Here is a 13,361-nt window from a genome sequence, read left to right as displayed (position 1 = left end):
ATTTTAGACTCGCCCCTCTCAATAATGCCTTCTCAGCTCTAAATTCTCAATTCTAAGTTCTCACTTCTCATGTCTAGAATCGTTATTTTAGGAGCCGCGGAGAGTGGGGTAGGGGCGGCGCTGCTGGCGCAGGCCAAGGGCCACACCGTATTTGTGTCCGATAAAAGCCCCATCCAGCCCGCCTACCGGCAGAAACTGGAGGCGGCTGGAATTCCCTTCGAGGAAAACCAGCACACCGAAGCCGAAATTCTGCGGGCCGATGAGGTGGTGAAAAGCCCCGGCATCCCGGAGAAAATGCCCATCATCCAGGTGCTGCGGGCTCAGAAGACACCCATCATTTCGGAGATTGAGCTGGCCGGCCGCTACACCAAAGCCCGGTGCATCTGCATTACCGGCACTAACGGCAAAACCACCACCACGCTGCTCACCTACCACCTGCTGAAGGAGGCCGGCCTGAACGTGGGCCTAGCCGGCAACGTGGGCTACTCCCTGGCCGAGCAGGTAATCGAAGACCAGTACGACTACTACGTGGTGGAGCTGAGCTCTTTCCAGCTGGATGATACCTACGCGTTTCAGCCCTGGATTTCGGTGCTGCTCAACATCACCCCCGACCACCTCGACCGGTACAACTATTCGCTGCAAGAATACGCCCAGGCCAAGCTGCGCATCATGCGCAACCAGGACAGCTCGGGCTATTTCATCTACAACGCCGACGACGAGAATATCCAGCGCACGTTCAAAGCCGCCCTGCGGCCGGTGCAGCAGTTTCCATTCAGTCTGCACCACCGCCCCGACTATCAGCTGGGAGCTTACTACATGGATGAGGAGCGGGTGTGCGTGGATTTGCAGCCGGGTTTCTACAGCAAAACGGAGGAAATCAATACGGCCGCCTCGCCGCTCATCGGGCAGCACAACCGCCAGAATATGTTGGCCGCCGTGCTTTGCGCCCGACTGGCGGGCATCGAGAAAAAACAGATTGAGGACAGTCTGGCCTCTTTCCACAACGCCGACCACCGTTTGCAACCCGTGGGCGAGCTGAATGGCACCCGTTTCATTAACGACAGCAAGGCTACTAACGTGGAAGCGGCCTGGTTTGCCCTCGACGGTATCCGCCAGCCCATCGTCTGGATTGCGGGCGGCACCGATAAGGGCAACGACTACTCCACGCTCATCCCACTGGCCGAAAACCGCGTGAAGGCCCTAATTTGTCTGGGCCTCGACAACGAGAAGCTCAAGGCCAACTTCGGCGGGGTGGTGCCGCACCTGGAGGAAACCCGCAGTATGGCTGAGGCCGTGCAGCGCGCCGCCGCCCTGGCCGCCCCCGGCGACGTGGTGCTGCTTTCGCCCGCCTGCGCTTCTTTTGATCTGTTCCAGAACTACGAGGACCGGGGCCGACAGTTCGCCCAGGCCGTGCAGCAGCTCACCGACGACCAGACTAACGAAGAGGCCAACGAATAACCGGCTTGTCATTCCGAGCAAACTGAGGAATCTGTGTTGACTTGGTGCAACGATTACTCCAGATTCCTCAATTTGCTCGGAATGACAAGCGGCCAACTCACTCATTTACACTTTCACCACTTCACCGCCCATGGAACCCATCACCAACTGGCTGCGTCAAAATCTGAAGGGTGACCCTATTCTCTGGGGCATCGTGCTGCTGTTCTCGTTCATCTCCATTGCGGTGGTGTACTCGGCAACGGGCACGCTGGCTTACAAGAAGATGGGCGGTAACACCGAGTACTTTCTGTTCAAGCACACCAGCCTGATTTTCGTGGGCCTGTTCTTCATGTGGCTGGCCCACCGCATCGATTACCGCTACTATTCGCGCCTCTCGCTCTACGCCCTGCTGATTTCGGTACCGCTGTTGATTTTTACTTACATTATGGGCGGCGACATTAACGGCGCTTCCCGCTGGCTGACCATACCGGTAATCAACCAAACGGTACAGCCTTCCGACCTAGCCAAACTGGCCCTGATTTCGCACTTGGCCTCCATGCTCAGCCGTCGGCAGCAGCACGTAGAGGACTTCAAAACTACGCTGTTGCCCGTAATGCTGTGGGTTGGGGTGATTTGCGGGCTGATTATCCTGTCGAATGCTTCCACGGCTCTGCTGCTGTTTGCTACCTGCCTGCTGCTTATGTTCATTGGGCGGGTGCCGTTCAAGCAGATGGCCGTGATGGTAGCCATCGGTATTGTGGTCGGTGGTGTCGGGCTCACTTCCGGACAGCGCTACAAAACGGTACTGTCCCGGATTGAAAGCTTCACCGACAAGAGCAAACCCGTACCCTTCCAGTTGGAGCACGCCTACATTGCCGAGGCTACCGGCGGCATCTTCGGCAAAGGCCCCGGCCGGAGCACGGAGCGCAACATTATGCCCCACCCGTACTCCGACTTTATCTACGCCATCATCATTGAGGAGTACGGCCTGGTGGGCGGCGTAGTCGTGGTGTTTTTGTACCTCGCCTTCCTGTACCGGGGGCTGAAAACGGTGATGAACAGCTACGGCGCCTTTGGGGGGTTGCTTTCCGCGGGGCTGAGCTTTAGTCTGGTGCTGCAGGCCATGGTGAACATGGGCGTGGCCGTGGGCCTGGGCCCGATTACCGGTCTGCCGCTGCCCCTGCTGAGCATGGGCGGCACCTCCCTCATCTTCACCGGCATCAGCATCGGCATCATCCTGGCCGTGAGCCGGGGCGAGCGGGAAATACGCCCGATGGTGGGCGAGCCCGCCGACACGGCCCGTATTCCGCGCGTTTCGCAGTACGCCTAACTGGTTTTTAGTTTCTGGTTGATGATTTTTGGTCTCTTCACGGGGCGAGAAAGCCAAAAACCAAGAACCGCTAACCAAAAACCAAATTTCATGAAACTAATCATCAGCGGCGGCGGTACCGGGGGACACATTTTTCCGGCGGTGGCTATTGCCAACGAAGTACGCCGCCGCCACCCCGAGGCCGAAATCCTGTTCGTGGGAGCCAACGGCCGTATGGAAATGACCCGCGTACCCGAGGCCGGCTACAACATTGTGGGCCTGGATATTGCCGGGCTGCAGCGCAGCCTCACGCCCCAAAATCTGCTGTTTCCCATCAAGGTGATGCGCGCCGTCCGTAAGGCCGGCAAAATCATCGAGAAGTTCCGGCCCGATGCGGTGGTGGGAGTGGGGGGCTATGCTTCGGCCCCAGTGCTGATGGCCGCCACCTCCCGGGGCATTCCGGCCCTGATTCAGGAGCAGAACTCCTACGCCGGCCTCGTCAACAAGCTCATGGCCCGGCGGGTGCAGCGCATTTGCGTGGCCTATGAGGGCATGGAACAGTTCTTCCCCGCCGACCGGTTGGTGCTCACCGGCAACCCCGTCCGCACCGAAATTGCTGATGGGCAGCGCAGCGAGGCCCTGGCGTTCTTCGGGCTGGATGCCACCCGGCCGGTGCTGCTGGTGATTGGGGGCAGCCTGGGTGCCCGCACGCTCAACCAGGCCACGGCCGCCGCCCTGCCGCGTCTGCGCGAAGCGGGCGTGCAGCTGCTCTGGCAAACCGGCAAAGTCTACTTCCCCGAGGCCGAAAAGCAGGCCGCATCCTTCGCCGCCGATAACCTCCAGGCCTTGGAGTTCGTGCGCCGCATGGACCTCGCCTACGCTGCCGCCGATGTAGTTATTTCGCGGGCCGGAGCGTTATCGGTGTCGGAGCTGTGCCTGACGGGCAAGCCTAGCATCTTGGTGCCCTCGCCCAACGTGGCCGAAGACCACCAGACCAAAAATGCCCGGGCCCTCGCCCAGAAGGATGCCGCCCTGCTGGTACGCGACGCTGAAGCTGGTGCCGTGCTCTACGACGAGGCGTTGGTCTTACTGCAAAACCCGGCCCGGCAGCAGCAGCTCGCTGCCAACATCTGCCAGCTGGCCTACCCCCAGGCCACTGCTACCATCGTGGACGAGCTGCTGCAACTGCTGCCCGCCGCTCCGAACTCCTAGCTTTAACTCCTCGCTCCTTGAAAAAATACGTCTTCTTCCTCGGTATTGGTGGCATCGGCATGTCGGCCTTGGCACGGTGGTTCCAGGCCAACGGCTACGAGGTGAGTGGCTATGACAAAACAGCCACGCCCCTCACGGAAAAGCTGACGGCCGAAGGCATTGCCATTCACTACGAGGACGCTGTTGATAACATCCCGCTGGAAGTGCGCCAAAACAAGGCGCAGACGCTGGTGGTGCTCACGCCCGCCATTCCGAAGGACCACCAGGAATGGGCTTGGCTGCGGGAGCAAGGCTACGATATTCAGAAGCGCAGTCAGGTGCTGGGCCTGCTCACCCAGGGCCGGCCCACCATTGCCGTGGCCGGCACCCACGGCAAAACCACCACCAGCAGCATGGTGGCCCACCTGCTGCACCACGCCGGCGTGCCCTGCGCCGCCTTCTTGGGCGGCATCAGCGTGAATCTGGGCTCCAACCTGCTGCTGCCCTCGGAACCAATTAAGAATGAAGAATTAAAAATTAAGAATTCTCCCGCCTCCTCCGAAGGCTTGGCTGCCGACTCCGAACAACCAACAACCAACAACCAACAACTCGCCACCAACATTCCGGTCGTTGTGGAGGCCGATGAGTACGACCGGAGCTTTCTGACTCTGTTCCCCACCGTGGCCATCGTCACCAGCACCGACGCCGACCACTTGGATATCTATGGCCACAAGGAGGCGCTGGTAGAGTCGTTCCGGCAGTTCGTGAGCCAGATTCAGCCCGGCGGCACGCTCATCATCAATCACACCGCCGACCCCAGCGTGGCGGCGGCGGCTCCGGCGGGCGTGCGCGTCATTCGCTACGGCCTCTCGCCCGAGGAAGGACCGGAGCTGTACGCTACCGACATTGCGGCCCAGGGCCACCAGTTCCATTTTGCTTTGCACGGCCCCCAGGGTATTACCGATGGGCTGGTGCTAGCCGTGCCGGGCTACCACAACGTGGAGAACATGCTGGCTGCTGCCTGCGTGGCCCAGCTCTACGGCCTCAGCCCCGGGCAGCTGCGCGTCGCCGTGGCCGCCTATAAAGGCGTCAAGCGCCGCTTCGAGTTTATTCTGACGGCCGGCACTGCCGCCGCGCCCAAAGTTTATGTAGACGATTACGCCCACCATCCACGCGAAATAGAGGCCTTTCTTCGTTCCGTGCGGGCCCTGTATCCGGGCCGCCGGCTGCGCGTGATTTTCCAGCCCCACCTGTTCAGCCGCACCCGCGACTTTGCCCCGGGATTCGCTGAAAGCCTGAGTCTTGCCGATGAAGTGGTACTGCTCGACATCTACCCGGCCAGGGAGCTACCCATGCCTGGAGTCACCTCTGAATTAATTTTGTCCCAGATAACCGCTGTTGAAAAATCGTTGCAGACCAAAGCAGAAATTTTGCGAAATGCCGAAACCAATCCGGATTTTGACGTATTAGCCACAGTTGGGGCTGGCGACATTGATCAACTGGTGCCTCAATTAAAGAATATTTTGGATATTCGCTGGAATGGAGCTGAAGCGTAAAGCCAATAACCTGCTGTTTGCCACCGCCTGTCTGCTGCTGCTGGTCGGGCTCGGAGCATTTGCTGCCGTAAAACAGGCTAACCGGCCTGTAAACGGGGTTATCGTGTCCATTAGCAATGAGTTCAATAACTTCTTCATCAGTGAGCGGGAAGTGACCAGTCTGCTCACCCGTAAAGGCGAAGACCGCTTGGAAGGAGCCCGCCCCAGCGAGGTTGATCTGAAATCCTTGGAAGCCCGGCTGAAAGCCCACAGCTTCGTAAAGGAAGCACAGGTTTACCGTGACTTGGCCGGTAACCTGCACGCCGATGTGCGGCAGAACCGGCCCATTGCCCGCCTCGTGCATGCCGATTCGCGGCAGGATAGCTACCTGGATGCCGATGGCAACCGGCTGCCTCTCTCGCCCCTATTCACCGCCCGGGTAGTACCTATTTCCCGCTCGGGTGGCCAGCCGCTGACTGCTGGCTTTTTTCAGGACAGCACCGGTGAGCAATACCTGAAGTTTCTGCGCTACATCGACGAGAAACCTTTCTGGCGGGCCCAGGTAGCCGAGGTGTTTGTTGGCCCTAATGGCAAGATTTCGTTTACCCAACAAGTAGGTGACCAAAGGATAGAATTTGGCTTTCCTGAGAATATTTCAGAAAAATTCGCGAAACTGATGGTATTTTACCGTCAAATTCCCCCGGTTCTTGGCTGGGACACGTACCATCGCGTCAACGTCGAGTTTAAGGACCAGATCATCTGCGAATAAAATTATCAGCCTAAAAAGCTACCTTATAGCGGCTTAGGCTACCTTTCCCTGCACCCAACCGCAACTCTCTCGCCCCTCTTCCTCATGCAACACGATAAGATTGTAGTCGGCCTCGATATCGGCACCACCAAAATCTGCGCCCTCGTTGGGCGTAAAAATGAATTTGGGAAGCTCGAAATTCTGGGCATGGGCAAAGCCGTGTCGGAGGGAGTCGTGCGCGGTATCGTGTCGAATATCGATAAGACGGTAGATGCCATCAAAAAGGCCATCCGGCAGGCGGAGGAACAATCGGGCATCAACATCGGGGTGGTGAACGTGGGCATTGCCGGCCAGCACATCAAGAGCCTGCAGCATAACGGCAGTATCACCCGCGCCTCGGTGGATAATGAAATTACCCAGGCCGACGTGGAGCGCCTCACCAGCGACATGTATCGGCTGGTAACGCCTCCCGGTTCCCAGATCATCCACGTAATGCCCCAGGACTACAAGGTGGATTACGAGGAGGGTATTCTGGACCCCGTGGGCATGTCGGGCGTGCGGCTGGAAGGCAACTTCCACATCATCACCGCGCAGAGCACAGCCATCAACAACATCTATAAGTGCGTCACCAAGGCCGGCCTCGAAATCGACAACCTGATTCTGGAGCCGCTGGCTTCCAGCATGTCGGTGCTGTCGGATGAGGAAAAGGAAGCCGGCGTGGCCTTGATCGACATCGGGGGCGGCACAACTGACTTGGCGGTGTTCAAGGATGGCATCATCCGTCACGCGGCGGTGCTACCCTTCGGTGGTAACATCATCACTTCCGATATCAAGCAGGGCTGCCTGGTGATGCAGAACCAGGCCGAGCAGCTGAAGGTAAAGTTTGGGAAAGCCATTGCTGAGGAAGCTTCCGATTATGAAATCGTGAGCATCCCGGGTCTGCGTGACCGGGCTCCCAAGGAAATCAGCCTTAAAAACCTGGCCTACATCATCGAGGCTCGGATGGAGGAAATTGTGGAGCTGGTATACGCCGAGATTCAGCGTCTGGGCTTTCAGGACAAGCTGGCTGCCGGCATCGTGCTGACGGGTGGTGGCTCGCAACTGCAGAACCTGGTGCAGCTTGCCGAATACGTGACTGGTATGGACACCCGTATCGGGTACCCCAACGAGCACCTGGGTAAAAGCAAGATAGAGGCCGTGAAGTCGCCTATGTACGCTACCACCGTTGGGCTGGTGCTGGCTGGTTACCGCTCAATTGATGACCGGCTGGCTCAGCGGCCCTACGACGAGCCCGAACAGAATTACTACCGGGCTGTCCCGGAACCCCGCACTGCTTCGGTTGCTGCACCACAACCAGCCGCCCAGCCGCAGCAGCAAACCCAGCCGGCCGCTCAACCTGCGTCGGAGCAAGCCAAGAAATCGTCGGGTGCCGGCGACTTCTTCCAGAAGATCATCAGCCGCACAAAAGGGCTGCTCATTGATGACTTCGACGACAAGCAATACTAAGTTAGTTATGGGTGCTGGGTGATGAGTGATGAATTATCGGATGGCTCCTGCCGTTAATAATTCATCACTCCTTACTCATTGCTCATAATGCATAACTGACCCCAACTCATGAATTTTACCTTCGATATTCCAGCGCAGTCTAAGTCCATCATCAAGGTGATTGGTGTGGGCGGTGGCGGCTCCAATGCCGTGAACCACATGTTCAGCCAAGGCATCAAGGACGTGGAGTTCGTTATCTGCAACACCGACAAGCAGGCGCTGGCTTCTTCTACAGTACCTAACCGCCTGCAGATCGGGGCTGACCTGACGGAAGGTCTGGGTGCTGGTGCTAATCCTGAGCGCGGCAAACAGGCCGCCATTGAGAGTCGGGAGCAAATCCGGGAGTTGCTCAGTAACGGTACCAAAATGGTGTTTATCACGGCCGGAATGGGCGGTGGTACGGGAACCGGAGCTGCTCCCGTGATTGCCAAAGTAGCCAAAGAACTGGGCATCCTCACGGTGGGTATCGTGACGGCGCCCTTCATGTTTGAGGGCAAGAAGAAGCGTCAGCAGGCAGAGCAGGGCATCAAGGAATTGAGCGACAACTGCGATACGGTGCTGGTGATTCTCAATGACCGGCTGCGCGAAATTTTTGGTAACCTGCCCATTCGCTCGGCATTTGCCAAGGCCGATAACGTGCTGAGTACTGCCGCTAAATCCATTGCCGAGATTATTACGGTAACGGCCGACGTGAACGTGGACTTTGAAGACGTGAAAACCGTCATGAAGGACTCAGGGGCAGCCGTAATGGGCAGCAGCATCACGGAGGGTGAAAACCGGGCCCGGCGCTCGGCCGAAGAAGCACTGGCCTCGCCGCTGCTCAATAATACCGACATCCACGGCGCGCAGAAAATCCTGCTCAGCATTATGTCGGGTGACCAGGCCGAACTGGAAATGGATGAGCTCACGGAAATTACGGAGTACATCCAGGACAAGGCCGGTCAGAATGCCGAGGTGATTTTCGGTCACGGTATCGACCCCACGCTGGGCCAGAGCATCCGGGTGACGGTAATTGCCACCGGCTTCGCCCGCGACGCGCACAACATCACCAACGTGGTGGCCCGCGACTCGGAAAATGCCCTGTCGCAACCCGATCCGCAGATTAACATCTTCGACAAAGACCGGCAGGATACGCCGGCGGTGCCTACGTTCGGAACACCCGTACCGGTAGCAGCCGAGCCGCAGCCCGTAACGCGCTATGACTTGGAAACTTCCGCGCCGGCTCCTGTCGGGTATGAAGCTTCCGTGGTATCGGCTCCGTCAATGCCGGCTCCGGAGCCGGTGCTTTCGCAGCAGCCGGCCCAGCCGGTTACCACGCACCACGCCTTGCCCCGGCCGTCGTTGGATGCCCGCGCCGAAGAGCGGCGGCAGCGTTTGCAGGCTCTCAGCAACGGTCTGAGCACGGATGCCATTAAGGACCAGCTGGAAACTCCGGCGTATCTGCGGCGGCAAGTGAAGCTGGAAAACGTGGTGCCTTCCTCCGAGCAGAACATCAGCCGCTTCAACCTGTCGGATGACAACGAGCTGTTAGGCGACAACCGTTTCCTGCACGACAACGTGGACTAGCCAGACTGCAGACAGACCAAGTACACACCAAGGGCCGCTTCCGTAACAGGAGCGGCCCTTGGCGTGTGTAAGCCAGTTAGGGAAGGGAATCAGTGGCGGCCGAATCGGGAGGGATACGGTCAGGAGCCATCGGCTCATGGTCGGGGCTCAGCGGGCGGCCTTTGGAAGTTCGGGGAGTAAGGGTGCAGGAAGCCAGCAAAAAAGCCAGCAGGACCAGAACGAGAGGTTTCATGGAGGGAGGTCAGGAAAGCGTTGATAGTACGGGCCGGGGGCGCAACCAGCGGTTCAGCGGCTCTTCCAAGCCGTAATGCAAGGCCACCGCCACGGCATTGAGCAGTAAGAATAGCACCATGTTGTTGCTCGTAATGCTTTGGGCCAGCCAATCGTGCACAACGCCCATGTGAATCAGGTAAAATACATAAGAGCTCTTACCAAGTATTTGCAGTAAATGCGTTGACAGCAGGCGTCTTACCCAGGTATTTTCTGTCAGTAAGCCTGCGAAGAATAACAAAATACCGCCGGGCAGCACCACATTGTTAAGCGCCACCCCTAAAGGATGCTCCCGGCCATACGTGTAGCCGCCCTTAATGATGACCATACCGCACACCACCGCTGCCATTACCGCAAGGCCCGTGGCGGTAAGCAGCCCCCGGACACGATACCGCCGCAACCGGCCCTGCTGGTACCAGAAAGCCAACTGCATACCCGCGTAGAACTCGAAGCACCGGCCCGGGAAAGTAAACAGCAACATAAACCGAAACGAGCCGAAAAAGCCCGTAAAACGGCTGTAATGGGGGGCACATGCAAGCACCAGGCAACTGCCTACTGCCAGCAGCACAAACGGTTGCCACCATAGCAATACTGCTCGCCTGCGCAGTTGCCAGAAAGCCAGTGGGGCCGCCAGGTAAAAGCATTCCTCCACGGTGAGCGACCAAGCTTGAGCAATACCGGCGTACTTGGAACCGTCGAAAAATGACTGTGTGATGCTAAGACTCAACACAATGTCGCGCAGAAAAAATATTCCCCGCTGCCAGAAAACCAGGTACGTAAGCAGGGTAAGCAGGAAATAGACGGGGTAAATGCGCGCAAACCGGTTGCGCATATACCGTAGCCATTGGCTGGGTTGGGTCAGGGCGTGTGTAGAATAACGGAGCGTAATCAGAAACCCGCTGAGCACGAAAAAAACGGGTACACCGATATGAAACTCCCTTACCAGCGCGCTGAACGGCACCAACGCCGCGTTACCCGCAAACGGATTGAAGTGGTGCAGAAACACCAAGTACGCCGCCATTGCCCGGACTCCGGTAAAGGCAGGCAGATACGTTTGCCGGGCCGGCACCGAAAACGCATCGGACTGAGTAAGTAGGGCAGGAGCAGACACGAACACGCAGATAAGGCCCCAAACCTACCGATTTTTGAAAGAGGATTTATTACTGCCGGAATGGATCTGAAAACCGTTTATCGGTCAGGAAAGTAGAATCGGTGAGGGTTTTTAGAAAAGCCAGAAGCTGTGCCTTTTCCTGAGCGGTGAGGTCGAGCTTAGTACCGTTTGGCGTGTTGGAAAGTAGCACATTAGGGTCGATGCCGGGGCTGGCCACCTGGACGTGCTCATTGTAATGGTCGAGCACCGACTCCAGGGTCTGAAACCGGCCATCGTGCATGTAAGGCGCTGTTTGAGCAATATTCCGCAAGCTGGTGGCTTTGAACTTGCCCCAGTCCGCAGGCAGACTGGTGATGCCGCCCCGGCCGGGGTCGGAAAAGGTCAGGTCAAGACCATTATTAAAGAACTCAGGCGAGCTGAACAGTCCGTTTTCACTGATATGGCAGTGGTGGCAGGTGCCGCCCCGGATGAATAAACCGCTCACTTCGCCCGGGTGGTTGTTGAACATCGCCGCGCCGGCCCGCTCAGTGGGCGTCAGGGTACCTTCGCGCCGCAGGTATTTATCGTAGCGCGAATTCGCTGAGATGAGCGTCCGCTCAAACTGGGATAATGCTTTCAGTACGTTGGTTTCCGTGATGGTACTGCTGCCGAACGCCTGCTGAAAAAGCGGCGGATACAAGTCGGTCTGCTGGAGCTTGCGTACGCCATCGGCCAGCAACTGGTGCATTTCTACCGGGTTTTCGAGGGGAGTGCGGGCCTGTTGCTCCAAGCTGGTGGCGGCCCCGTCCCAGGTAAATGTCTTCTCCCAAAGCAGGTTGACCAAAGACATGGTGTTGCGGCGGTGGCGTTGGCCTTCGGCGCCCAGGGCGCGTACCTGGCCATCAGTAAAGGCGCGGCTCTGCTGGTGACAGCTGCCGCACGATTGGGTGCCATTGCCCGAGAGACGCACTTCATAAAATAGCTTCCGGCCCAGATCAACCCCTTCCACCGTCAGTGCATTGTCAGTCGGGACGGTTACGTTCTGCGGAAGGCCGGCAGGTAGTACCAGCGGGTACGGTGTCGTGACGTATGGATTCTGCACTTCCTCCTCTCCACTGTTTCTATTGCCGCAGCCGGCAAGCAAGCTGGCTACAACCAACAGCAGCAGGAACCGGGCCGGAAGGTGAGTAAACGCTATAGTCATCAGAAAGCCGCCAGGAGTACAGTTTCAAGGTACCGATTTTCAACTGAACAAGCAGGGCTCGGGTATGGGTTCCGGCCAGACCGGAACACTGCCTGAAGCAACGTACTTTTGCCTGCTCTATTGCCGTCAGGTACCCATGAAAAACCGACTGAATGCTCTCTTGGCTGAATACCGGTTACTGCTGGGGTATCTGGGCCGCTGGCTGTTGCTGGGGGCCGCAGTAGCGGTACTGGCAGGCACTGCATCAGCCGGCTTCCTGGTGGCCCTGGACTGGGTGACGAGCTGGCGGGAAGCCCATCAATGGGTAATTGCCCTGTTGCCGGTAGGCGGTTTGCTGGTGGGGCTGCTTTACTACTATCTGGGGCAGAGCGTGGAAGGAGGCAATAATCTGTTGCTGGAGGCCATACACCGGCCCCAGGCCCCGGTGCCCTTGCGGATGGTGCCTTTGGTGTTGCTGGGCACCCTGCTCACCCACCTGTTCGGGGGCTCAGCCGGGCGGGAGGGAACAGCCGTGCAAATGGGAGGTGCCCTGGCCGACCAACTTACGCGTTGGCTGCGGCTACGGCCCCGCGACCGGACGGTTCTGCTGATTGCGGGCATTAGCGCGGGGTTTGCCTCGGTATTCGGGACCCCGTTGGCAGGAGCCGTATTCGGGCTGGAGGTCTTCTTCCTGGGGCGGTTGCGTTACGATGCCATTCTGCCCGCGTTTCTGGCCGCTGCCGGTGCCGATTTAGTCACGCGGGCCTGGGGAGTAGGGCACACGCATTACCCATTGCTGGCGGTTCCGGCTTTATCCATAAGTAATTTGCTGCTGGCCGCCGCCGCTGGTATTGCGTTTGGCCTCGCCGGTCGCCTGTTTGCGGCGGCCACGCACGCGGTGGGTGCTTTTTACAAAAGCCGGATAGCTTGGCCGCCGCTCCGGCCGGTAGTGGGAGGAGCAGTGGTAGCCCTGCTGGTGTGGGCCCTGGGTACAACGGACTACATTGGCCTGGGGGTGCCGACTATTGTAACCGCGCTGCAAGGACCCGTTCTGCCGTATGCTTTTGCGCTCAAGCTGGCCCTTACGGCCCTTACCTTGGGAGCCGGCTTCAAAGGGGGCGAGGTTACGCCGCTGTTCTTTGTGGGGGCTACATTGGGCAACGCGTTGGGGCTGGTAATGCCGCTCCCGCTGCCGTTACTGGCCGGAATGGGATTCGTGGCCGTGTTTGCCGGTGCTGCCAATACCCCATTGGCCTGCACATTGATGGCAATGGAGCTATTTGGGCACGAGTGCGGGATGTATGCAGGGCTGGCGTGTGTGGTCAGCTACCTTTTCTCCGGGCATCAGGGTATTTATGGGGCGCAGGTAGTAGGGGAGCCCAAACACCGCCGCTGGCTGCGGCAGCAGGGTAAGCATCTGCGCGAGCTGTAAGAGAAGTCAGATAAGGTGTTGCTGTTCAATCTTTGCGCCGGACAGCAACACCTTA

At 58.4% G+C, this 13,361-nt stretch carries 11 protein-coding genes; 8 read left to right on the top strand and 3 right to left on the bottom strand.

The window, feature by feature from the left end; genetic code table 11:
- Positions 1–69 precede the first annotated feature (69 nt).
- The 7 genes from murD to ftsZ all read left to right on the top strand — a co-directional run bounded on the left by murD (position 70) and on the right by ftsZ (position 9,331).
- Positions 70–1,458, top strand: a complete 1,389-nt coding sequence (gene murD / locus EI293_RS14970; RefSeq protein WP_125439235.1) for a UDP-N-acetylmuramoyl-L-alanine--D-glutamate ligase — start codon at positions 70–72, stop codon at positions 1,456–1,458.
- A gap of 130 nt (positions 1,459–1,588) precedes the next feature.
- Positions 1,589–2,767, top strand: a complete 1,179-nt coding sequence (locus tag EI293_RS14965; protein WP_125439233.1) for an FtsW/RodA/SpoVE family cell cycle protein — start codon at positions 1,589–1,591, stop codon at positions 2,765–2,767.
- Positions 2,768–2,857: 90 nt separating this feature from the next.
- The gene (murG, locus tag EI293_RS14960; RefSeq protein ID WP_125439231.1) at positions 2,858–3,958 is read left to right on the top strand and encodes an undecaprenyldiphospho-muramoylpentapeptide beta-N-acetylglucosaminyltransferase; all 1,101 of its coding nucleotides are present in this window, start codon (positions 2,858–2,860) and stop codon (positions 3,956–3,958) included.
- 17 nt (positions 3,959–3,975) lie between these two features.
- The gene (locus EI293_RS14955; RefSeq protein WP_125439229.1) at positions 3,976–5,493 is read left to right on the top strand and encodes a UDP-N-acetylmuramate--L-alanine ligase; all 1,518 of its coding nucleotides are present in this window, start codon (positions 3,976–3,978) and stop codon (positions 5,491–5,493) included.
- Positions 5,477–6,241 (top strand): cell division protein FtsQ/DivIB, encoded by a 765-nt coding sequence (locus EI293_RS14950; protein ID WP_125439227.1) that lies wholly within the window; start codon positions 5,477–5,479, stop codon positions 6,239–6,241. The genes EI293_RS14955 and EI293_RS14950 overlap by 17 nt, the downstream gene beginning before the upstream one ends.
- 84 nt (positions 6,242–6,325) lie before the next feature.
- Positions 6,326–7,726 carry a cell division protein FtsA gene (ftsA, locus tag EI293_RS14945; protein ID WP_125439225.1) on the top strand — a complete coding sequence of 467 codons (1,401 nt, stop codon included), beginning with the start codon at positions 6,326–6,328 and terminating at the stop codon, positions 7,724–7,726.
- A gap of 108 nt (positions 7,727–7,834) precedes the next feature.
- The gene (gene ftsZ, locus EI293_RS14940; protein WP_125439223.1) at positions 7,835–9,331 is read left to right on the top strand and encodes a cell division protein FtsZ; all 1,497 of its coding nucleotides are present in this window, start codon (positions 7,835–7,837) and stop codon (positions 9,329–9,331) included.
- 76 nt (positions 9,332–9,407) lie between these two features.
- Here the strand turns inward: ftsZ and EI293_RS22125 are convergent, their stop codons facing one another.
- From EI293_RS22125 to EI293_RS14930, 3 genes are read right to left on the bottom strand one after another with little or no spacing between them, the layout of a single operon-like run.
- A complete protein-coding gene (locus tag EI293_RS22125; protein WP_170170390.1) occupies positions 9,408–9,563 on the bottom strand; it encodes a hypothetical protein in 156 nt (51 codons plus the stop codon).
- A gap of 9 nt (positions 9,564–9,572) precedes the next feature.
- Positions 9,573–10,712, bottom strand: coding sequence for an acyltransferase family protein (locus EI293_RS14935; RefSeq protein WP_125439221.1), 1,140 nt, complete (start codon positions 10,710–10,712; stop codon positions 9,573–9,575).
- Between the two features lie 49 nt (positions 10,713–10,761).
- Positions 10,762–11,895, bottom strand: a complete 1,134-nt coding sequence (locus tag EI293_RS14930) for a cytochrome-c peroxidase (protein WP_125439219.1) — start codon at positions 11,893–11,895, stop codon at positions 10,762–10,764.
- A 136-nt stretch (positions 11,896–12,031) separates the two neighbouring features.
- Here EI293_RS14930 and EI293_RS14925 point away from each other — a divergent pair, with 136 nt between their 5' ends.
- The gene (locus EI293_RS14925) at positions 12,032–13,306 is read left to right on the top strand and encodes a chloride channel protein (RefSeq protein ID WP_125439217.1); all 1,275 of its coding nucleotides are present in this window, start codon (positions 12,032–12,034) and stop codon (positions 13,304–13,306) included.
- Positions 13,307–13,361: the final 55 nt, after the last annotated feature.

Source organism: Hymenobacter perfusus, from assembly GCF_003944765.1.
Lineage (GTDB): Bacteria > Bacteroidota > Bacteroidia > Cytophagales > Hymenobacteraceae > Hymenobacter > Hymenobacter perfusus.
Note: the sequence above shows the minus strand (reverse complement) of the source record. Positions and strands in the feature narration are given on the sequence as shown.